Raw genomic sequence first — 21,738 nt, 5'->3', positions numbered from 1 at the left:
GACCGACCCACCGACAAGGAGGCCCTCGTGGCCGCACCGGCTCACCTCACGATCCCCGCCCAGTGGAAACCCATGGCGGAACATTCCGCCGAGACCGACGAGGCGCTGCTGTGCGTCTTCAGCGCGGAGAGCGCGTGCGCGCAGGTGCCGCTGACCAGCGAGCCGCCGCTGCCCGATGCCGAGCCCCTGACCAGTGAGCCCCCGCTCGCCGAGGCCGCCCCGCTGACCAGCGAGTCCGACCCGGTCCCGGACTCCTTCGCCTCGGGGGTGTAGATGGCCGCGGCGCACGACGACGCGGAGGCGCCCCGGACGGCCGGTGCGGAACCGCCCCGGACCGTCCGCGAGGAATCGCCCCGGAGCGCCGGCCACGAGTTGGCCCGGCTCGCCGAGCTGCACGGGGTCGCCACCTCCTACAGCCCCGCGCCGGGCCGTACCGTCGCGGTCCCCGCCTCCGCCGTGGTGGCCGCCCTGGCCGCCCTGGACATCGACGCGGGCACACCGGACGCCGTACGTGCCGCGCTCGCCGAGCGGGAACGCGAGCTGCGCGAGCGCCTGCTGCCGCCGACGGTGGTGCGGTGGGCCGGCGCCGAGCCCCCCGCCGCGCTCGCGGCCCTGCCCGCCGGCACCCGGCTGCGCGTCGAGACGGAGGAGGGGGAGGAGCGGGACGGGACCGCGGATCTCCCCCTCGGCGTCCACCGGCTGACCGCGCACGCGCCCGACGGGCGGACCGGTCAGGCCCACCTCGTCGTCGCCCCCGACCGGCTGCCCGCCCCACCCGGACGCTCCTACGGCCTCCTCGTCCAGCTGTACTCCCTGCTCTCCCGGCGCTCCTGGGGCATGGGCGACCTCGGCGACCTCGCCGAGCTGGCCGGCTGGGCCGGACGCACCGCCGGCGCCGGATTCATCCAGGTCAACCCGTTGCACGCGGCCGTACCCGGCGCCCCCACCGACCCCTCCCCGTACCGGCCCTCCTCCCGCCGCTTCCCCGACCCCGTGCACCTGCGGATCGAGGAGATCCCCGAATGCGCGTACGTCGAGGACCGCGAGCGCCTGCACACCGTGCTGGAGCGGGCCGAGCGGCTGCGGGCCGCCGTCCTCGACAAGGGCGCCCTCATCGACCGCGACGCCGTGTGGGAACTGAAGCGGCAGGCACTGGAACTGGTCCTGAAGGTCCCCCTCGGGCCCGGCCGCCAGGCCGCCTACGACGACTTCCGCGCCGCCCACGGCCAGGCCCTCGACGACCACGCCACCTGGTACGCCCTCGCCGAGATCCACGGCTCCGACTGGCACCGCTGGCCGGACGGGCTGCGCGATCCCCGCTCGGCCGCCACCGCCCGCGCCCGCACCGAACTCGCCGACCGCGTCGCCTTCCACACCCGCCTCGCCTGGCTCACCGACGGCCAGCTCCGCGCCGCCCAGCGCGCCGCCCGCGAGGCCGGCATGCCCGTCGGGATCGTCCACGACCTCGCCGTCGGCGTGCACCCCGTGGGCGCCGACGCCTGGGCGCAGCAGGACGTGTTCGCCGCCGGCACGTCGGTCGGCGCCCCACCGGACGCCTTCAACGCCCGCGGTCAGGACTGGGGTCTGCCGCCCTGGCGCCCCGACCGGCTCGCCGCCTGCGGTCACGCCCCCTACCGCGACCTCCTGCGCGCCCTCTTCCGCTATGCCGGCGCCCTGCGTATCGACCACGTCATGGGCCTGTTCCGGCTCTGGTGGGTGCCCCAGGGCAGCCCGCCCACCGAGGGCACCTACGTCCGCTACGACGCGGACGCCATGCTGGGTCTCCTCGCCCTGGAGGCCACCCGCGCCGGAGCGGTCGTCATCGGTGAGGACCTCGGCACCGTCGAACCGGGCGTGCGCGACACGCTCCAGCGGCGCGGGGTGCTCGGCACCTCCGTGCTGTGGTTCGAACGTGACTGGGAGGGCGACGGCCACCCGCTGCCGCCCGAGCGCTGGCGCGCCGACTGCCTGGCCACCGCCACCACCCACGACCTGCCGCCCACCGCCGCCCGGCTCACCGGCGACCACGTCGACCTGCGTGACCGCCTCGGCCTGCTCATCCGTCCGGCGGCCGAGGAACGCGCCGCGGCCACCGCCGACGCGGCGGAATGGCTCGCCCTGCTGGGCAGCCTCGGCCTGGTGGACAGCCCGGCGGCCGGACCGCCCGGCTCCGACGAGGAGGCGGAGATCCGCGCCGTCCACCGCTTCCTGCTGAGCACCCCGGCCCGGCTGATCGGCGTCTGGCTGCCGGACGGCGTGGGCGACCGCCGCCCGCAGAACCTGCCGGGCACATGGGACCAATATCCCAACTGGCGGCTCCCGATCGCGGACCGGGAGGGCCGCCCGGTGCCGCTGGAGGAGCTGGCGGCCTCGCCCCGGCTGAGAGCACTGCTGGAGGTGCTTCGCGCATGACGGCCTGCCGCACCGGCACCTCATACGGCACCCCGGGCGCGCACCCCGCGGGGCGGTTCGCTAACTTGATTTCCGTGGACAAGAAGAACGCCCTGCGCGCCGGCGCCCTGGCCGCCGGTACGACGCTGATGATGCTGCTCATGTCGTCCCCCGCGCTCGCGCTGACCCGCGACGACGGCGACGACCCCGGCAAGGGCCTGAGCGTCATCATGACGCTGGGTCTCTACGTGCTGCTCCCGCTGGCGCTGTTCGTGGTCATCGCCGGCCTGGTCATGGTGCTGGACCGGTCCCAGGCCAGGAAGGACGACACCTCGTCCAACATCAACGTCAGGTCCGGGGCCAAGGCCTGACCGGACCGTCGTTCTGTCGCCGGGGGCGCCTGTCCTCCCGTCGGTACGCGCGCACGCCGTACCCGGGTGAGGCCGGCGCCCTCGGCGTTTTCCCGGGCCGCGCCGATCAGGGATTCGGCGCGGTCAGATAGCGCTGCACGGTCGGCCCCAGCCACGCCACCAGTTCCTCGCGGGTCAGCGCCCGGGCCGGCGGCAACCGCAGCACATAGCGGGTGAGGGCCAGCCCGAGCAGCTGAGCGGCACACAGCGCGGCCCGCGCCGGGACCTGCTCGGGGTCGGGGCACACCTGCCGGGCCACCGGCAGCAGCTGCTCCCGGAAGATGTCCTGCATCCGCTCGGCCCCGGCCTGGTTGGTGACGCCGACCCGGAGAACGGCCGTCAGCTCCTCGTTCGCCTCCCACAGGTCCAGGAAGTGGCCCACCATCGCCCGCCCGGCCTCGTCCCGTGGCACCTGCCCCAGGTCGGGCAGCCGCAGATCCAGCGTGACGGCCGCCGCGAACAGGCCCTCCTTGCTGCCGAAATACCGCATCACCATCGACGGGTCGATGCGGGCGTCCCTGGCGATGGCCCGGATGGTGGCCCGCTCGTAGCCGTCGGAGGCGAAGCGCTCGCGGGCGGCGGCGAGGATGGCGCGCCGAGTGGCGTCGGAGCGGCGGCCCTGCCCCGTGGATTCCTCGGCCGTTGGGCCGGGGGTCTGGCTGCTCTGGTTCCTCTGCGTGCTGCCGATCATGCCTACGAGCGTAGGCCAACACACGTAGGCCAACAAGTGTTGACCCGCTCTCGGAGGGCGGCCTACGCTTGCCAACAAGCGTTGACCAACGAGTGTTGGCCAACAGGCGATGGCACCCAGGAGGCCTTCATGAACGGCACCACTGGACACACCGGAACCCCGGAACACACCACCGCCCGCGTCATCGTCGTCGGCTCCGGCCCCACCGGCCTCCTCCTCGCCGGAGACCTCGCCACCGCCGGTGTCCCCGTCACCGTCCTGGAGAAGCGCCCGCCCGGGATCTGCAACCTCTCCCGGGCCTTCGTCCTGCACGCCCGCACCCTCGAGCAGCTCGACGCCCGAGGTGTTGCCGACGACCTGGAAGCCGCCGGGCAGCCCCTGGACCGGCTCCGCCTCTTCGGCCGTCTCGCCGTCGATCTCGCGGGCCTCCCCTCCCGCTTCAACCACCTCCTCGTCCTGCCGCAGTACGAGGTCGAGAAGGTGCTGGAGCGGCGCGCGGTCGCGGCGGGTGCCGACTTCCGGTACGAGACCGAGCTGACCGGCCTCAGACAGGACGCGGACGGGGTGACGGTCGAGGCCCGTGGGCCCGAAGGGCGTACCGAGACCTTCGGGGCCGCGTACGTGGTCGGTGCCGACGGCATGCGCAGCGCCGTGCGGCAGGCGATCGGGCTGCCCTTCCCGGGCAGGTCGGTCATCCGGTCCGTGGTGCTCGCCGACGTCAAGCTCGCCGAGCAGCCCCCCGCCCTGCTCACCGTCGACGCCGTCGGCGACGCCTTCGCCTTCCTCGCGCCGTTCGGCGACGGCTACCACCGGGTGATCGGCTGGCACCGCGGCCGTGACGTCCCCGACGACCGGCCGCTGGACCTGGCGGAGGTCAAGGAGATCACACGCCTCGCGCTCGGCCGGGACTTCGGGATGCACGACGCCCGCTGGATGTCCCGCTTCCACAGCGACGAACGGCAGGCGCCCGCCTACCGGGTCGGCCGGGCCTTCCTGGCCGGCGACGCCGCGCACGTGCACACCCCGGCAGGCGGCCAGGGTATGAACACCGGGCTGCAGGACGCGGCGAACCTGAGCTGGAAGCTGGCGGCGGTAGCCGGCGGCCACGCGGACCCGGAGTTGCTGGACAGCTACCAGGCCGAGCGGCATCCCATCGGCAGGGCGGTGCTGCGCAGCAGCGGCGGGATCGTGCGTCTCGCCATGGCCAAGCGCCCCTGGACGCTGGCGGCCCGCGCCGCGCTCACCGCCTTCCTCCACACGGTCGGCCCGGCGCGGCGCAAGGTCGCCGGCCAGGTCACCGGCATCGGCTACCGCTACCCCGCGCCCCGGGGCACCCACCGCCTCACCGGCGCACGCGTCCCGGACGTCGCCCTGGCCGGCGGGGGCCGGCTGTACGAGGCGCTGCGCGGCGGCCGGTTCGTGCTGATCACACCGGAGCCGTTTGCGGCGGGGCCGGGCCACGCGGACCGGCTGGCCGTGACGCACTGGACGAGCGACCACCGTACGACCGTGCTGGTGCGCCCCGACGGATACGCGGCCTGGGTCGCCGGCGCGGCCGCCCCGGCGGAGATCGGGGCGGCCGTGACCCGCCACCTCGGTCCCGCGAAGTGACATCAGGGTGACGTCGGCCGGCGCCCGTTGGGCGCCCGGAGCGGCTATTTCACGGTCGCGTCCAGCAACTCCCGCAACAGGTCGGCCAATTGGCCGGCCTGTTCGGCGTTCAAGGTGTTCAGGGCGTCGCGTTGTTCCGACAGGCCGGCGCCGACGGCCTCGTCGATCACTCGCAGGCCCTCCTCGGTGAGCGTCACCTGCAGGCCGCGACGGTCGTGCGGGTCGGGGGAGCGGCGCAGCAGCCCGGCCCGCTCCAGCTTGTCCAGGCGGCCGGTCATCCCGCCGGTGGTGAGCATGAGGGTGGCCGACAGCTGGCGGGGCGAGAGGGTGTGGGGCTCGCCGGCCCGGCGCAGGGTGGCCAGCACGTCGAACTCGCCGCGGGAGATGCCGTAGGGCTCGTACGCCTTCTCCATCCGGTCGCCCATGGCGCGCGCGAGCCGGAAGATGCGGCCGAAGACCTCCATCGCCCTGGTGTCGAGGTCGGGCCGCACCTGTGCCCACTGGTCGATGATCGCGTCCACGGGGTCCTTGCGCTGCTGCATGGGGTGAGTATCCGTCCGCTTCCGGTCGACCGCAAGAAAGTAACTTGACTCTAAGTCGCTTAGCGCTAAGCTAATCAGTAGTGATCTAAGTTTGCGCCGAACCCGAAGGGTGCCTCCCATGGCCGCCAGTCGCGTCACCCGCCCCGCCGCCCTGATAGCCGTCACCGCCCTCGCCCCCGTCTCCTGGGGCACCACCTACGCCGTCACCACCGAGTTCCTGCCGCCGGACCGCCCCCTGTTCACGGCCTTGATGCGGGCCCTGCCGGCCGGCCTGCTGCTGCTCGCCGTCACGCGTGTGCTGCCGCGCGGCGTCTGGTGGGCCAAGGCGGCGGTGCTGGGCGCGCTGAACATCGGCGCGTTCTTCCCGCTGTTGTTCGTCGCCGCGTACCGGCTGCCCGGCGGGATGGCCGCGGTCGTCGGCTCGGTCGGGCCGCTGTTCGTCGTCGGTCTGTCCGCGCTGCTGCTGGGGCAGCGGCCGGCCGCGCGCACCCTCGCCACCGGGTTCGTGGCCGCCTTCGGCGTCAGTCTCGTCGTGCTCAAGGGGGCCGGCGCCCTGGACACGGTCGGGGCTCTCGCCGCCGTCGCCTCCACCGCCTCCATGGCCACCGGGACGGTGCTGACCAAGCGGTGGGGCCGCCCCGACGGGGTCGGCCCGCTGGCCCTCACCGGCTGGCAGCTCACCGCGGGCGGCCTGCTCATCGCCCCGCTCGCCTTCCTGGTCGAAGGCGCCCCGCCCGCGCTCGACGGCCAGGCCCTCGGCGGATACCTCTACCTCGCCCTGGCCAACACGGCCGTCGGCTACTGGCTCTGGTTCCGCGGCATCGGCCGGCTCACCGCCGTCCAGGTCGGCTTCCTCGGCCCGCTCTCCCCGCTGACCGCGGCCGTCGTCGGCTGGGCGGCCCTCGGCCAGGCGCTCACCCCCGTGCAGGTGGCGGGCATGACGCTGGCGTTCGGGGCGACGCTCGCGGGACAGCTCGGGGGTGCGGGGCGGCGATCGTTCGGCTTCTCTGTGAAGAACGGTCGAAAAGATTCGATGGACCTGACAGTTCCGGCGCTGCGGCGGTAGGACACGCCCGCCCGCCACTCGGCGAAAGGACCCCGGTGGCCGCCGTCCTGCACCGGACGGGACGCGGCCGCCACCGGGGTCGTTCAGGTGTGAACTCACGGACCGCACGCGGCTCGGCCCCCGGCCGCGGACGGCAACGCGTGAGCGGTGCACCGGTCATTGACCCATGATCAACTCCCCAGCACAGTTGATCCGTTGCCCAAAAGCTCCCGGGGGAGGCAGTCGGATGAGGAAGATCCTCAACACCGCTCATCTATACATGATCATCGGCGTCGTCAGCGGCCTGTACTACCGCGAGCTGACCAAGGCGAAGGACTTCACCGGTGACACCCAGCTGGCCGTGGTGCACACCCACGTCCTCGCGCTCGGGATGCTGTTCTTCCTGATCGTCCTCGCCCTGGAGAAACTCTTCACGCTGACGACCACCCCGCTGTTCACCTGGTTCTTCTGGATCTACAACGCCGGACTCGCGGTCACCGTCGCCATGATGACGCTGCACGGCACGCTCACGGTGCTCGGCCACGACAGCGGGGAGGCCGTCGCCATGGCCGCCGGTCTCGGTCACATCCTGCTGACCGCGGGCCTGGTGCTCCTTTTCGTCACCCTCGGCAAGCGGCTCCCCGCCGCTCCCGGAAAAGGCACGGGCCCGGCACCGTCCTCCCAGCCGGTCACGCGCGAGCACGTGACGGACACGCCCTAGTCCCGCCGCACCTCGTACAGAAAGCCCCCGTATCCACCGCCCGCACGTGCAGCAGCGCCACCTCCGGGTCGGCGAAGGCCTCCGCGAGGGCCGGCTGGAAACCGGACGGGTCCTCGACCAGGCGCCCGCCGAGGATGCGGCCGTCGGCCGCCCGGCGGCGCCCCGCCGTCGGCGTCGGTGAACGGCTGCGGCCGGCGGCCGGCGTCGTCGGCGGCGCGCAGCTCCTGGAGGGCCCTGCCGTGACGGGGCGTGCGGTGTACGTCGCCCATGCCCCCCGGCGTCCCGCCGCGCCGCCACGCTCACCGCCGGGAACCGGACATCGCGTTCGCCGTCGATCCCATGGAAGGATGACGCAACCGACACATAACGAGGAGATGACCGCGTGCCTGGCACAAACCTGACTCGCGAAGAGGCGCAGCAGCGGGCCGAGCTGCTCACCGTTGACTCGTACGAGATCGATCTCGACCTCTCCGGCGCGCAGGAGGGCGGTACCTACCGGTCCGTGACCACGGTGCGCTTCGACGTCGCCCGGGGCGGTGCGGAGTCGTTCATCGACCTGGTGGCCCCGGACGTCCACGAGGTGGTCCTCAACGGCGACCACCTGGACCCCGCCGAGATCTTCAAGGACTCGCGGATCGCCCTGCCGGGGCTGCTGGAAGGGCGCAACGTCCTGCGGGTCGTCGCCGACTGCGCCTACACCAACACCGGCGAGGGCCTGCACCGCTTCGTCGACCCGGTCGACGAGCAGGCCTACCTCTACACCCAGTTCGAGGTCCCGGACGCCCGCCGCGTCTTCGCCTCCTTCGAGCAGCCGGACCTGAAGGCCACCTTCCGGTTCACCGTGAAGGCGCCCGAGGGCTGGACCGTCATTTCCAACTCGCCGACGCCGGAGCCGAAGGACAACGTCTGGAGCTTCGAGCCGACGCCGCGCATCTCGACGTACATCACGGCGCTCATCGTCGGCCCGTACCACTCGGTGCACAGCGTGTACGAGAAGGACGGGCAGAGCGTGCCGCTCGGCATCTACTGCCGGCCCTCGCTCGCCGAGTTCCTGGACTCCGACGCGATCTTCGAGGTCACCCGTCAGGGCTTCGACTGGTTCCAGGAGAAGTTCGACTACCCGTACCCGTTCCAGAAGTACGACCAGCTGTTCGTGCCCGAGTTCAACGCGGGCGCGATGGAGAACGCGGGCGCGGTCACCATCCGCGACCAGTACGTCTTCCGGTCCAAGGTGACGGACGCGGCGTACGAGGTGCGCGCGGAGACGATCCTCCACGAGCTGGCCCACATGTGGTTCGGCGACCTCGTCACCATGGAGTGGTGGAACGACCTGTGGCTGAACGAGTCGTTCGCCACCTACACCTCCATCGCCTGCCAGGCCGCGGCGCCCGGCTCGAAGTGGCCGCACTCGTGGACCACGTTCGCCAACTCGATGAAGACCTGGGCGTACCGGCAGGACCAGCTGCCGTCCACGCACCCGATCATGGCGGACATCCGCGACCTGGACGACGTGCTCGTCAACTTCGACGGCATCACCTACGCCAAGGGCGCGAGCGTCCTCAAGCAGCTCGTCGCCTACGTCGGCGAGGATGAGTTCTTCAAGGGCGTGCAGGCCTACTTCAAGCGCCACGCGTTCGGCAACACGCGCCTGTCGGACCTGCTGGGAGCCCTGGAGGAGACCTCCGGCCGTGACCTGAAGACCTGGTCGAAGAAGTGGCTGGAGACCGCCGGTATCAACATCCTGCGGCCCGAGATCGCCACCGACGCCGACGGGGTCATCACGTCCTTCGCCGTCCGCCAGGAGGCCCCGGCGCTCCCGGCCGGCGCGAAGGGCGAGCCCACCCTGCGTCCGCACCGCATCGCGATCGGCCTGTACGACCTCCAGGCCGACAGCGGCAAGCTGGTGCGCACCGAGCGGATCGAGCTGGACGTCGACGGGGAGCTGACCGCCGTACCGCAGCTGACGGGCACGCGCCGCCCGGCCGTCGTCCTGCTCAACGACGACGACCTCTCCTACGCCAAGGTCCGCCTGGACGAGGAGTCGCTGAAGACCGTCACCGAGCGTCTCGGCGACTTCGAGGCGTCCCTGCCGCGCGCCCTGTGCTGGGCGTCGGCCTGGGACATGACGCGGGACGCCGAGCTGGCCGCCCGCGACTACCTCTCCCTCGTCCTGTCCGGCATCGGCAAGGAGTCCGACATCGGCGTCGTGCAGTCCCTGCACCGCCAGGTCAAGCTGGCGATCGACCTGTACGCCGACCCGGCCGCCCGCGAGTCCCTGCTGACCCGGTGGACCGACGCCACGCTGGCCCACCTGCGCGCGGCCGAGCCGGGCAGCGACCACCAGCTGGCCTGGGCGCGGGCGTTCGCGGCGACCGCGCGCACCCCGGAGCAGCTGGACCTGCTGGATGCCCTGCTGGACGGCACGCAGACCGTCGAGGGCCTGGCCGTGGACACCGAGCTGCGCTGGGCGTTCGTGCAGCGGCTCGCGGCGGTCGGCCGGTTCGACGAGGCCGAGATCGCGGGCGAGTACGAGCGGGACAAGACCGCGGCCGGTGAGCGGCACGCCGCCACCGCCCGCGCCGCCCGTCCCACGGCGGAGGCCAAGGCGGAGGCGTGGGCGTCGGTCGTCGAGTCCGACAAGCTGCCCAACGCCGTGCAGGAGGCCGTGATCGGCGGCTTCGTGCAGACCGACCAGCGTGAGCTGCTGGCGCCGTACGCGGACCGGTACTTCGAGGTGCTCAAGGACGTCTGGGACGCGCGGTCGCACGAGATCGCCCAGCAGATCGCGATCGGCCTGTACCCGTCGGTCCAGGTCTCCGAGGAGACCCTGGCCAAGACGGACACCTGGCTGGCCTCGGCCGAGCCGAACGCGGCCCTGCGCCGCCTCGTCTCGGAGTCCCGCTCGGGCGTCGAGCGCGCCCTGAAGGCCCAGTCGGCGGACGCCGCCGCCCAGTAGTCCGTACGAGGACGAGGACGAGGGCGCCCGGCGGCCTGCCGGGCGCCCTCTCTTCATGTCCTCAGCGCGGGACCATCCCGCCGGTCACGTGGCGAAGGTGCCGGTGATGCGGCCGCGTGGTCGGAGGCGAGGAAGACCGCGGTGGCCGGGTCGGCGCCGGCGCGCTCTCGTGGGTCAGCGTCTTCGGCACCCCGGCCCGCGGCAACCGCAGGGACACCGAAGGGGCGGCCACGCGAACGTGACCGCCCCTTGCGCGCAGGGGTGTTACCGGGCGGACAGCTCCGCCGCCACCAGCTCCGCGATCTGCACGGCGTTCAGCGCGGCGCCCTTGCGGAGGTTGTCGTTGGAGATGAACAGCGCCAGGCCGTTGTCCACCGTCTCGTCGCGGCGGATGCGGCCGACGTACGACGGGTCCTGACCGGCCGCCTGCAGCGGGGTCGGGATCTCGGAGAGGGCGACGCCCGGGGCCTTCCCGAGCAGCTCGGTGGCGCGCTCGGGGGTGATCGGGCGGGCGAAACGGGCGTTGACCTGGAGGGAGTGGCCCGAGAAGACGGGGACGCGCACGCAGGTGCCGGAGACCTTCAGCTCGGGGATCTCCAGGATCTTGCGGGACTCGTTGCGCAGCTTCTGCTCCTCGTCGGTCTCGTTCAGACCGTCGTCGACGATGTTGCCCGCGAGGGGGAGCACGTTGAAGGCGATGGTGCGCTTGTACACCTGCGGCTCGGGGAAGTCGACCGCTCCGCCGTCATGGGTGAGCTTGTCGGCCTCGGCGGCCACCTTCTGCACCTGGCCGTGCAGCTCGGCCACGCCCGCGAGACCGGAGCCGGACACCGCCTGGTAGGTGGCGACGATCAGCGCCTCCAGGCCGGCCTCCTCGTGCAGCACCTTCAGCACGGGCATCGCGGCCATGGTCGTGCAGTTCGGGTTGGCGATGATGCCCTTGGGGCGGTCGGCGATCGCGTGCGGGTTCACCTCGGAGACGACCAGCGGGACCTCGGGGTCCCTGCGCCAGGCGGAGGAGTTGTCGATCACCACGGGGCCCTGGGAGGCGACCTTCTCGGCCAGCGCCTTGGACGTCGAGCCGCCCGCAGAGAAGAGCACGATGTCCAGGCCGGTGTAGTCGGCGGTCGACGCGTCCTCCACCGTCACGCCGTCCAGCACCGTCCCGGCCGAGCGGGCCGAGGCGAACAGGCGTAGCTGCGTGACCGGGAAGTTCCGCTCCACGAGGATCCTGCGCATGACCGTGCCGACCTGACCGGTGGCTCCGACGATTCCGACCCTCACAGCGACTCCCTCTATGTGTCTCTCGCATGACCGGGGCTTTCCCATCATGCGGCCGACCCCGGTCCACCTGTCCAATTCTTTGCGGGTCGTGCCCGAAGAGTGGGACACGATCGCCCGGTGGACGGTTCCGCACCTCCGTTGGGCACCCCGCTGAGCTGGAGAAATTCGCTCCATAGGGCGCCTGCGCCGAAAGCTGTGCTGTCCCACGTACCTGCCCGTCCGGTTTCCGGCCACACGGCGGTGTGACGTACGCCTCGGCCGCCGGCGGAGAATTCCCGGGCGCGCCCGAACGTTCCGCCCGGCTCCGGCGTCGTAGGGGCAAACGCGTGAGGGGGTGGCTTGTGCTGCGCGGAGGGGCGCGCCGCGACCAGGGGTCGTACGCCGCCGGTACGGAACGTGCCGGTGACGATCCGCTGGACGCGGCCCAGGAACGCCGGGTGCGGGCGGTGCTCGCCCTCGGCGGGGTGCCGCAGTCGGACCTGCCGGACGGGGTGCAGCAGGTCCGGCTGCGGCTGCTGGAGCGGAGCGCGAGCGGCCGAGAGGCACCGCGGGACGTGTCGGCATGGGCGGCGGTGGTCGCCTCCAACCTGGCCATGGACTGGCACCGGGCCAAGCGGCGCCAGGAACGGCTGGGGGAGCGGCTGGCCGCGCTGCACGAGCCCGTGCATCCCTCGGGTGAGGAGACCAGCCTGCTCTCCCTCGCCGTCGCCCGCGGCCTGGACGGACTGCCCGCCGCCCAGCGCCAGGTGCTCGTCCTGCGTTTCTTCGCCGATCTGCCGGTGCGTGGCATCGCCGCGGAGCTGGGCATTCCCGAGGGCACGGTCAAGAGCAGGCTGCACACGGCGGTCCGCGCGCTGCGCGAGAGGCTGCACGAGGACGAGGGGGTGTGACGTGACCGCCGAACACGAGAGCGCGGACGGCGTGGCCTACGACGGCATGGACGCCCTGATGGCGGCGATCACCGGGGATCCCGTGCCGGAGGACGCCCGCCGGGATGCGGCCTTCCGCGCCGAGCACCGGGCGGCCGAGGCCGACGTGGCGGTGCTGAAGGAGCAGCTGACCTGGCTGGCGGAGGCGCTGACCGGGGAGACGCAGGCCCTGGCGGAGGAGTCGCAGGCGCCGGCCGCGGAGACGGACGCACCGGCGCCCGAGGCGGAACAGGCGGCCCCGCCGTCCCGTGCGGAGCGTCCGGCGGCCGGCCGTCCCCGTAGCGTCACGCGTCCCGCCGGCCCGTCCCGGCCCCGGCGCCCGGGCCGCCCGCCGGGACCCCGCCGGGCGCTGCGGATCGCGCTCGGATCGCTCGCCGGTGCCGCGGCCCTCTCCCTGGCCGCCGGGTTCGGCTGGCTGGTGACGCACTCCGCGGGTGACGGGATGATGAGCGGCGGCGCCGACGACAGAGGCGCGAAGAGCGCCGCCGGCGCCTCGGCCGAGGCGTCCGGCGACACGGCGTCCGGCGACACCTCGGCCGAGGCGCCCGGCTACGCCGGGCGGCCGTCCGACCCGGAACTCGCCCTGGCCTGCTCCCGGCTGGTCGTGGAGGGCACCGTGGCCGGGGTCGAGCCGGGCGAGCCGTCCCCCGGGAGCCGGGTCACGCTGACCGTGATCCGCTCCTACAAGCCCGCGCACGGACCGGCCGAGGTCAGCTTCCTGCTCGACGGCGCCGCGGAGCCGGCCCCGCGCAAGGGGCAGCACGTGCTCGTCCGGGTCCGCCAGGGCCAGGAGAACGCGAGCCTGTGGGCCGTCGGAGACACCCGCGTGGCCGAAGGCCGCGCCTGGATCACCGAGGCCCTGCCCGCGTCCCGGCACACGACGTGCCCGTCCGACGAGGCGCCCTGAGCGGAGAGGAGAGGGACGACAGCGCGGGCGCACCCCACCGAGCGGAGGCGCAGCACGCGAAGAGGGGCGGGCGTCCCTTCGGACACCCGCCCCTCGCGCTCGCGTCACCCCGTTACGGCGTGACCTTCTCGATCTTCACACTGCCGGTGCCCGCGACCGTGCCGCGCGCGTTCACCAGCTGGACCCGCCCGAAGAACTCGCGGCCGGCGGGGGCCTCGGCGGCGGCCGTGACCTGGCCGGTCACCGTGGCCGAGTCGCCCGTGCCGAGTGTGACCGGGGCGGAGCCGTCGACCGTGACGGTGCCGAGCGTGGAGGAGAAGAACACGTCCCGGTAGTCGTAACCGGTCGAACCGGACGGGACCGCGTAGCCCACGACCTCGATGGTGTAGGTGCCGGCGGCCGGGGACGGCACGGAGACCGCCTCCTCCGAGTCGCCGTCGGCGGACTTGCCGACCTCCTTGCCGGAGGCGTCGTACACGGCCAGGTCGAGGTCGGCCGCCGCGTCGGAGACGCTGCCGATCGCCACGTCGAGGGACTTGGCGCCGGCGGGGACCGTCACCGTGGTGGTCTGCTTCTCGCCCTCCTTGATCGACGGGCGGGCCGTCTTGGAGGAGCCGAGCGGGCCGCCGACCAGTTTGCCGTCCAGGGCCGCGTACGTGTTGGTCACCTTCCAGGAGGCGGTGGCCGGGGTGCCGACTTTGGCCTCGGGGACGGTCACGGTCTCCGGGTCGAAGGCCGCCCCGAGGACGGAGACGTCGAGCTTGTACGGGTTGTCCAGCAGCGGCGACGTGCGCCGGGCCTCGACCTCGACCTCCCAGACGCCGGGCTGCGGGTCGGCGTACGCGCGCACGTCGGGCTTGCAGCCGTTGCCGTCGAGGTAGTTGTTGTAGCAGTACGGGGTCGAGGTGGTGTCGACCGGAGTGCCGTACGGGTGGAGGGCGATGAACCTGGTCTGGCTCTTGTCCTTCAGCCCGCCGATCGCGACCTCCAGCGACTTGGCGCCCTCGGGCACGGTCAGGAAGTACGACCGGGTGTCGTTGCGCTGCACCGAACCGGAAGCCGAGAAGGTGTGGTGCACCGGGGCGGAGGCCACGACGGTGGAGAGGACCTGCTTGTCGATACCCTCCGTCTTCGGGTCGTCGACCTCCAGGATCGCGCTCTTGATGCCCGCGGACTTCGGAGCGGCCTGGACCTTGACGGTCACCGGCTGGTTCAGCGGCAGCCTCACCACGTCGTCGCCGACGATCCGGAAGGTGTGACCGGCGTTGTTCTCGAAGTGCAGCTCGTGCCGGACGGCCTTGTCCGGGCCGGAGGTGCGGGTGAGGGTGACGTCGTACGTCTTCTTCTGCCCGGCCTCGAGGCCGCCCTCGCGGTCGTAGAGGCCGGTGCCGAAGCCCGGGGTCTTCAGGGCGTAGTCGATCGCGGTGTCGACCGGGGCCTTAACGGTGTACTCATGGGCGGTGGCGTCGTCACGGATGGCGTCCCACGCGTCCATGATGTTGATCAGGCCCGCGCCCTCCTCGTACGCCTGCACACCCTTGATGTGGTCGGCGGTCGAGGTCAGCGCCGTGCGCAGCTTGGCGGGGGTGAGGTCGATGCCCTTCCGCTCGGCGGCCGACAGCAGCAGCGCGGAGGCACCGGTGGCCTGCGGGGAGGCCATCGAGGTGCCCTGGAGCATCGAGTAGCCGGCCGGCAGGGAGTAACCCGCCTCGGCGACCGGGGAGCCCGGCAGCCAGGTCTGGGTGGTGTTGATCGCGGCGCCGGGAGCGCTCAGGGTCGGGGTGAAACCGCCGTCCTCACGCGGGCCGCGCGAGGAGAAGGGCATCATCGCGTACTTCTTCTCCACGGCCGAGCCGTAGTTGGCGGCCCAGGTCTCCTTGGAGACGGCCGCGCCGACCGAGATCACCTTGTCCGCGAGGCCGGGGTCGCCGATGGTGTTGGCGCCGGGGCCGGAGTTGCCCGCGGAGATCACCAGCTGGACGCCGTAGGTGTCGATGAGCCGGGTGTACAGCTCGGCGCGCGCGTTGTTGCCGTCGTTGAGCGCCGGCAGGCCGCCGATCGACATGTTGACGATGTCGACACCGCGGTTGGTGACGAGGTCGATCATGCCCTCGGTGAGGGCGACGTTGGTGCAGCCGCCGGTCCAGGTGCAGGCCCGCGAGGAGACGATCTTCGCGCCGGGGGCGGCGCCGTTCATCCTGCCGCCGAACAGCCCGTGGGCGGCGGTGATGCCGGCGACGTGGGTGCCGTGCTCGGACTCGATGACGCCGATGTTGACGAAGTCGGCCTTCTTGCCGACCCAGTCGCCGCCGTACGGGTCGGTCGGGACGTCCTTGCGGATCTGCACGACGAACGGCTGCCGCTCGGCGACGTCGGTCTTCGGGTCGTCGGTGCCGAACCAGCCGACCTGGTGGTCGTCCTTGTACGGCTTCAGCGGCGTGTCGTCGGTGAAGTCGAAGTTGTTGTCCAGGTCGACGCGGACGGTGCCGGCGGCCGGGTCGTAGAGGATGCCCCAGACGTCGGTGGTGTCGCCGTCGCGGTTGGCGTCGCCCTTGGCGTCTCCGCCGGCCGTCGCGGACTCGCGGAACAGGCTCACCTGGTAGTCGCCCGCGGGCGCCTTCCAGCTCGCGCCGCCGTAGCTGAACGACGGGCCGCTGACCGGATTCGTCATCCGGCGCCAGGTGCCGTCGCTGTCCAGGATCGGGTCCGTCGCGGTGACCCAGTCGACGATCTTCCGCTCGCCGGTGGTGGTCTTCTGCAGCGCCGGGTGGCCGAGGTCGACGCCGGAGTCCAGGATGCCGATGGTGATGCCGCGGCCGTCCGCCTTCGGGTGCTCCTTGACGAAGTCGACGGCACCGGTCTCGAAGGAGGGGTTGTACGGGTTCTCCGCCGGGGTCTTGCTGCTCGGTCCGGAGTAGGTGCCCGTCGCGGTGCGGGAGGTGGCGGCGGTGTCCGCGCTCGGCGTCGGGTCGTCGAGCGGGATCTCCTGCCTGAGGTCGATGGCGTGCACCGAGGAGAGCCCCGCGGCGGCCTTGATGGCCGCGTCGGCCTTGCCGGTGGGGACGGTGGCGCGGACGTAGCCGACCTTGTCGTAGCTGCGGCCCACCGAGCCGCCCTTGACCGCGTCCAGTTTCCCGGCGACCTGCTCGGTCTGCCCCGGGGCTGTCGCGATCATCATCGTGATGTTCTTGGCGCCGTCGGCCTTGGCGTCGGCGAGCACGTCGGCGTCGTCCGAACCCAGCTTGTCGTGGGCGGACTTGACGCCGGGGCCGGCGGCCGGGGCGGGCGACGCGTCCGCGGCGAGGGCCAGGGTTGCCGGCCCCGCCGCGGAGAGGGCGGCCAGCACGCCCACGGCCACGGCTATGCGGGCCAGGCGTCTCGGGCCGGGTATGGGATCACGCTCGGGCGTGTGGGTCATCGGCATCCCTCAGGTAAAGGAACGAGCGGACGAGAGCGCTCAGCCTTACCGAAGGGCCAGACCTTTGGGGACTGTTGACCGAATCGATATGGATGTATGGGGAAAACCCGCGATGGGATTTGAGCGGATCAGACGCTGATAATCCGGTATTTGCTCAGTTCTCCTTCGAACGCGCGTAATGACGGGACGCCTTCGCCCGGTTGCCGCACGCGGCCATCGAGCACCAGCGGCGGGTGCCGTTCCGGGAGGTGTCGAAGAAGTAGAGGATGCAACTGCCCCCGGCGCAGGTGCGAATCCGCTCCGGGGCCCGGCCGAGCAGGTCCAGGTAGTCACGGGCGGCGAGCCAGGCCGGCCCCCACGACGGGTCGGCGAACTCGGGCTCCTCCGCCGGGCCGTCGGCCATCAGCCGGGCCCGGATGCGCCCGTGCTCCAGTACGGCGTCCACGAGCGGCGCCGCCTGTTCCGGTGACCCGTCCACCGCGGCCTTGACCGCCTCGCGGGCCTCGCGCAGATGGCGCAGCACGGCCGCGTCGGCCGGGTGGCTTCCGGCCAGCCCGTTGCTCGCGAGCCACACCGACAGCCCCTCGGTGTCGGCGAGCAGGTCCTGGGTGACGCCCTCCTTGTTCCACCGGGTGTTGAGCAGGTCGAGCGCGAGGGGCTCACCGGTGAGCGGGCGCGGATCGCGGGTGACGGACATCGGGGACTCCTTCTTGCTAACCGGTCAAGGTTACGTGACCGGTTGACGCTCTCGATCCTAACCCTCTAATCTCATTAGAGACGGTTAGATACCTCGAAGGGGAGACCCATGACCTTGCGCCCCGGCCACATCGGCCTCAACGTCACCGACCTCGACCGCTCGCTCGCCTTCTACCGGGAGGTCCTGGGTTTCGTGCTGCTGACCGAGGACAAGGAAGGCGACCGCAGGTACGCGTTGCTCTCGGACGGGGGAGAGCAGCCCGTCCTCACCCTCTGGCAGCAGGCGCGGGGGCCGTACGAGGGCGGCCGGGCCGGGCTGCACCACCTGGCCTTCACGGCGGACTCGGTGGACCGGGTCCGGGAGTACGAGACGGCGCTCAGAGCCGCCGGCGCGGAGTTCGCCCACGAAGGCCTGGTGGCCCACCGGGAGGGCTCGGCCTCGGGCGGGATCTTCTTCCACGACCCCGACGGCACCCGCCTGGAGATCTCCGTACCGCATGGCGCCGAGGGCGCCCCTACCCCCCACGCCTCCGCCCCGACCTGCGGTTTCTTCTAGCCATGACCGTGTATCACGCCGGTTCGCGTGCCGTGCAGGACGTGGCCGGCGTCCGTGACCGCGCCGACCACGTCGGCCGCTCCCTCGGCCAGGACATCAAGCCGGTCGCAGCGGCCTTCCTGGACATCCAGCCGCTGCTGGTCGTGGGCGCGGTGGACCCCCGTAGCGGCCGCGTGTGGGCCTCGCCGATCAGCGGCGCCCCCGGTTTCGTCCGGGCCACCGGGCCGCGGCAGATGTCCGTCACCGGGGGCACCGCCCACGCTTTCGGCGGTGGGGGAGGGGCACACCCGGCCGACCCGCTCGCGACGGCCCTGGCCACACCGGGAACCCCCGTCGGCACCATCGCCCTCGACCCGCGCACCCGCCGCCGCATGCGCCTCAACGGCCGGCTCCGGCCCACGGCCCGGGGCTTCGCGGTCGAGGCCGACCAGGTGTTCTCCAACTGTCCCAAGTACATCCAGCGCCGGGAGTCGTACGAGAGGGTGCCGGGCCGCGTACCGGGCACACCGCGCTCGGCTGCCCGACTGGACGCCGGGCAGGCCCGGTTCATCGCGGCGGCCGACACCTTCTTCCTGGCCACCGTGCACGCCCGAGGGGCCGACGTCAGCCACCGGGGCGGCAACCCCGGATTCGTCCGGGTCGTCTCACCGCGTGAACTCACCTGGCCGGACTACCCCGGCAACGCCATGTTCCTCACCCTGGGCAACCTGCACGCCGACCCGCGCGCCGGACTTCTCGTCCTGGACTGGACGACCGGCACCACCCTCCAGCTCACCGGCGAGGCGTACACCGAGTTCACCGCCGACGGTGCGCGGGCCGTCCGCTTCGTCGTCACGGAGGCCGTGGAAACGCCGGCGGCCCTGCCCCTGCGCTGGTCCGCACCGGAGTACTCACCGGCCAACCCCGCCCGGTAACGTCATTGGATGCGACGGAAGTTGAGGGTGGCGGCCTACGCCGTGTGCGTCCGCGACGGACAGATCCTGCTCGCCCGCTCACCGGGGCCCGCCGGCACGCCCGAGTGGGTGCTGCCCGGCGGCGGCATGGAGCACGGCGAGGACCCGTACGACACCGTCCGCCGCGAACTCGCCGAGGAGACCGGCTACCGCATCGAGGTGACCGGTCTCCTCGGCATCGACTCCTCCCGCCGTGTCTTCCACGGCGGGCGCCCGCACCGCCGCACCGACCACCACGGCGTCCGCATCGTCTACGAGGGCAAGGTCACCGGTGGTGAACTCCGCTACGAGGTCGGAGGCTCGACCGACTTCGCCGCCTGGCATGACCTGGACGCCGTGGCCCGGCTCACCCGGGTCCGCCTGGTCGACGTGGCACTGCGGCTGTGGCGCGAACGGCCGGCACCCGGACATCTCCGGCACCGAGACCGTCCCCTGCCCCAGGAGATGAACGAGGAGTGACCGGCCCCGGCCGCCCGCAATCCACTCCGTGGCCCCGGCCCGCACCCCCGGGATCCACGTACGGTGATCGGCGCTGCGCGTTGCCGCCGCGTTCACGCACAGGCCATCCCCGCCGCCCACGATCCGGAGTGAGCGGGGCGTTCGCGCCTGCGGCGGCCCGCGACCACTGCCGACGCGTTCACACCCGGGGAGATCGCGCCATGTCGCGCATACGCTCTGTCGCCACCTCCGCTGTGGGGGTCAACCGCCGTACCGTCCTCGCCGCCGCCGGAGCGGTCTCGCTCTCCGCGGGCGTCGGCTACGCCCTCCGCCCGACCGACAGCGAGGCCGCCACCGCCGCCGGGGAGCCCGTCACCCACGCCGGGCAGGCCTCCGCGGCGGCCCCACTCGTCCCGTACGGCAAGGGCACGACGCTCGCCTCCGTCGCCACCCCGCTGGGCGGCTCCGGCTACCGCCGCCTCGGCGACGGCCCCGGCTGGAAGCGGGTGGTACGCAGTGAACTGGCCGCGCCCAAGTCCGGCCGCGCGGGCCGCCGTACGGCCCTCGCCGCGTTCGTGCAGTTCACCGATCTGCACCTCACGGACGTGCAGCACCCCCTGCGCGTGGAGTTCGTGCGCGCCGCCGACCCCCACGCCTGGCGCCCGCAGGAGGCGCTGACCGTGCAGGGCGCCATCTCGCTCGTCGAGCGGGTCAACGCGCTGCGCGGCGGACCCGTCACCGGCGCCCCGCTCCACTTCGTCATGGCCACCGGTGACAACACCGACAACAACGCGCTGTGCGAACTGGAGTGGTACATGAAGGTGATGAGCGGTGGCCGCATCACCCCCGACTCCGGTGATCCCGGGCACTACGAGGGCGTCCAGAACAGCGGTCTGAAACTGTACTGGCAGCCCGGCACCACCACCCGCGACGACGACAAGGCGGTCGGCTTCCCGCACCTGAAGGGCTTCCTGGCCGCCGCGATCCGGGAGGTGAGGAGTCCGGGCCTCAAGCTGCCCTGGTACTCCACCGCCGGCAACCACGACCTCCTCCAGCTCGGTGTCTACGGCTCCCACGGCGACCCCTACCTCGCCGAGGCGGCCATCGGCGGCAGAAAGCTGATGACCGTCTCCGCCGCCGAGGCGAAGAAGTTCCAGAGCACCAACAAGCACGCCAGGGATCCCCAGGGCGTCGGCTACCGGGACTTCCTCAGGGCGCACGCGCGCTCGATGCGCTCCGTCACGCCGGACGAGAAGCGGGCACCGTACACGCCGGCCGACTATCTCAAGGCCCACCTGAACCCGGCCCACCAGGGCGTCGGCCCGGTCGGTCACGGCTACTCCCCCGCGAACCTCGACGCCGGAACCCGGTACTACTCCTTCCGGGTCTCCGACGACGTCCTCGGGATCAGCCTCGACACCAACGACGCCGGTGGTCACTTCGAGGGCTCCCTCGGCACCGCCCAGCTGAAGTGGCTGGACAGGACTCTGAAGGACAACAAGGACTCCTACGCCGTCGTCTTCAGCCATCACACCAGCGGGACGATGACGAACACCCGCCCCGACCCGGCCCGCCCCGGCGAGCGCCGGCACACCGGCGACGAGGTGGTGTCCCTGCTCGCCCGGCACAGCAACGTGCTGGCCTGGGTGAACGGCCACGTCCACAAGAACGTCATCACCCCGCACGCGGCCTCCGGCGGCCGCTCCTTCTGGGAGATCTCCACCGCCTCACACATCGACCACCCCCAGCTCGCCCGCGTCATCGAACTCGTCGACAACAAGGACGGCACACTCTCCGTCTTCACGACCCTCATCGAGTCCGCCGCCCCGCACCGCACCGATCACGGGGACCTCTCGCAGACCGGCCTGGCCGCCCTCTACCGCGAGCTGTCCTTCAACGCCCCCGGCGCCAACAGGACGTTCGCGGGCAAGGAGGCCGACCGAAACACGGAGCTGGTACTGAAAAAGGTCTGAAAGTCACTCAACTGGTCAACACCAGGCACCTTCGCGCAACATCACCAGGTCCCTTCCCCACCGCACCACACACCACAGACACGAAGGGGTCACCGTCCCGCAGCCCGGCGGCCGCGCCTGCTCCGAGTTCACCGAGCCGGCGACCGGTCCCACGTACGGCGTGTTGCGTACGGCGAGCAGTCCACGTCATGATCAACTCGCTTGACGGCGGGCTGGT

The 21,738-nt window shown here is 72.3% G+C and carries 18 protein-coding genes and 1 pseudogene; 13 read left to right on the top strand and 6 right to left on the bottom strand.

The genetic code is table 11. The annotated features are described in order from the left end of the window. Window positions 1–27 precede the first annotated feature (27 nt). From ABZ079_RS00315 to ABZ079_RS00305, 3 genes are all read left to right on the top strand, one after another. Window positions 28–273, top strand: coding sequence for a hypothetical protein (locus ABZ079_RS00315; protein ID WP_356937120.1), 246 nt, complete (start codon window positions 28–30; stop codon window positions 271–273). Then, window positions 274–2,412 carry a 4-alpha-glucanotransferase gene (malQ, locus tag ABZ079_RS00310; RefSeq protein ID WP_356937119.1) on the top strand — a complete coding sequence of 713 codons (2,139 nt, stop codon included), beginning with the start codon at window positions 274–276 and terminating at the stop codon, window positions 2,410–2,412. A gap of 74 nt (window positions 2,413–2,486) precedes the next feature. Next, entirely contained in the window at window positions 2,487–2,762 is a 276-nt protein-coding gene (locus ABZ079_RS00305) for a hypothetical protein (RefSeq protein WP_356937118.1), read from the top strand. Between the two features lie 106 nt (window positions 2,763–2,868). On the opposite strand, the gene ABZ079_RS00300 is transcribed toward ABZ079_RS00305, so the two are convergent. Continuing rightward, window positions 2,869–3,492, bottom strand: a complete 624-nt coding sequence (locus ABZ079_RS00300; RefSeq protein ID WP_356937117.1) for a TetR family transcriptional regulator — start codon at window positions 3,490–3,492, stop codon at window positions 2,869–2,871. Between the two features lie 129 nt (window positions 3,493–3,621). On the opposite strand from ABZ079_RS00300, the gene ABZ079_RS00295 reads away from it, so the two are divergent. Next, window positions 3,622–5,103, top strand: coding sequence for an FAD-dependent monooxygenase (locus tag ABZ079_RS00295; protein WP_356937116.1), 1,482 nt, complete (start codon window positions 3,622–3,624; stop codon window positions 5,101–5,103). Between the two features lie 44 nt (window positions 5,104–5,147). Here ABZ079_RS00295 and ABZ079_RS00290 read toward each other — a convergent pair whose 3' ends face one another. Then, on the bottom strand, window positions 5,148–5,645 hold the full coding sequence (locus ABZ079_RS00290; RefSeq protein ID WP_356937115.1) for a MarR family transcriptional regulator: 498 nt from the start codon (window positions 5,643–5,645) through the stop codon (window positions 5,148–5,150). 118 nt (window positions 5,646–5,763) lie between these two features. On the opposite strand from ABZ079_RS00290, the gene ABZ079_RS00285 reads away from it, so the two are divergent. Continuing rightward, on the top strand, window positions 5,764–6,711 hold the full coding sequence (locus ABZ079_RS00285; RefSeq protein ID WP_356937114.1) for an EamA family transporter: 948 nt from the start codon (window positions 5,764–5,766) through the stop codon (window positions 6,709–6,711). A 226-nt stretch (window positions 6,712–6,937) separates the two neighbouring features. Then, on the top strand, window positions 6,938–7,411 hold the full coding sequence (locus ABZ079_RS00280; protein ID WP_356937113.1) for a DUF2871 domain-containing protein: 474 nt from the start codon (window positions 6,938–6,940) through the stop codon (window positions 7,409–7,411). Here ABZ079_RS00280 and ABZ079_RS00275 read toward each other — a convergent pair. Next, a pseudogene (locus ABZ079_RS00275) lies at window positions 7,408–7,571 on the bottom strand (DUF1203 domain-containing protein); the annotation flags it as partial. The gene ABZ079_RS00280 and the pseudogene ABZ079_RS00275 overlap by 4 nt on opposite strands. Before the next feature lie 222 nt (window positions 7,572–7,793). On the opposite strand from ABZ079_RS00275, the gene pepN reads away from it, so the two are divergent. Continuing rightward, a complete protein-coding gene (gene pepN / locus ABZ079_RS00270) occupies window positions 7,794–10,367 on the top strand; it encodes an aminopeptidase N (protein ID WP_356937112.1) in 2,574 nt (857 codons plus the stop codon). A gap of 264 nt (window positions 10,368–10,631) precedes the next feature. On the opposite strand, the gene ABZ079_RS00265 is transcribed toward pepN, so the two are convergent. Next, complete coding sequence (locus ABZ079_RS00265) at window positions 10,632–11,651, bottom strand: aspartate-semialdehyde dehydrogenase (RefSeq protein ID WP_356937111.1); 1,020 nt, start codon at window positions 11,649–11,651, stop codon at window positions 10,632–10,634. Between the two features lie 344 nt (window positions 11,652–11,995). On the opposite strand from ABZ079_RS00265, the gene ABZ079_RS00260 reads away from it, so the two are divergent. Both ABZ079_RS00260 and ABZ079_RS00255 read left to right on the top strand, forming a co-directional pair. Continuing rightward, window positions 11,996–12,541 (top strand): sigma-70 family RNA polymerase sigma factor, encoded by a 546-nt coding sequence (locus ABZ079_RS00260; RefSeq protein ID WP_356937629.1) that lies wholly within the window; start codon window positions 11,996–11,998, stop codon window positions 12,539–12,541. 1 nt (window position 12,542) lies between these two features. Further along, entirely contained in the window at window positions 12,543–13,487 is a 945-nt protein-coding gene (locus tag ABZ079_RS00255) for a hypothetical protein (protein ID WP_356937110.1), read from the top strand. Between the two features lie 112 nt (window positions 13,488–13,599). Here the strand turns inward: ABZ079_RS00255 and ABZ079_RS00250 are convergent, their stop codons facing one another. Next, complete coding sequence (locus ABZ079_RS00250; RefSeq protein ID WP_356937109.1) at window positions 13,600–16,905, bottom strand: S8 family serine peptidase; 3,306 nt, start codon at window positions 16,903–16,905, stop codon at window positions 13,600–13,602. A 154-nt stretch (window positions 16,906–17,059) separates the two neighbouring features. Next, a complete protein-coding gene (locus ABZ079_RS00245; protein ID WP_356937108.1) occupies window positions 17,060–17,602 on the bottom strand; it encodes a CGNR zinc finger domain-containing protein in 543 nt (180 codons plus the stop codon). A gap of 108 nt (window positions 17,603–17,710) precedes the next feature. Between ABZ079_RS00245 and ABZ079_RS00240 the strand changes: the two genes are divergently transcribed. The 4 genes from ABZ079_RS00240 to ABZ079_RS00225 all read left to right on the top strand — a co-directional run bounded on the left by ABZ079_RS00240 (window position 17,711) and on the right by ABZ079_RS00225 (window position 21,521). After that, complete coding sequence (locus ABZ079_RS00240) at window positions 17,711–18,157, top strand: VOC family protein (protein ID WP_356937107.1); 447 nt, start codon at window positions 17,711–17,713, stop codon at window positions 18,155–18,157. Between the two features lie 2 nt (window positions 18,158–18,159). Beyond that, window positions 18,160–19,071 (top strand): pyridoxamine 5'-phosphate oxidase family protein, encoded by a 912-nt coding sequence (locus ABZ079_RS00235; RefSeq protein WP_356937106.1) that lies wholly within the window; start codon window positions 18,160–18,162, stop codon window positions 19,069–19,071. 9 nt (window positions 19,072–19,080) lie between these two features. After that, a complete protein-coding gene (locus ABZ079_RS00230; RefSeq protein WP_356937105.1) occupies window positions 19,081–19,569 on the top strand; it encodes an NUDIX hydrolase in 489 nt (162 codons plus the stop codon). Between the two features lie 200 nt (window positions 19,570–19,769). Next, a complete protein-coding gene (locus ABZ079_RS00225) occupies window positions 19,770–21,521 on the top strand; it encodes a TIGR03767 family metallophosphoesterase (protein ID WP_356937104.1) in 1,752 nt (583 codons plus the stop codon). Window positions 21,522–21,738: the final 217 nt, after the last annotated feature.

This window comes from Streptomyces sp. NPDC006314 (assembly GCF_040613075.1).
Lineage (GTDB): Bacteria > Actinomycetota > Actinomycetes > Streptomycetales > Streptomycetaceae > Streptomyces.
Note: the sequence above shows the minus strand (reverse complement) of the source record. Positions and strands in the feature narration are given on the sequence as shown.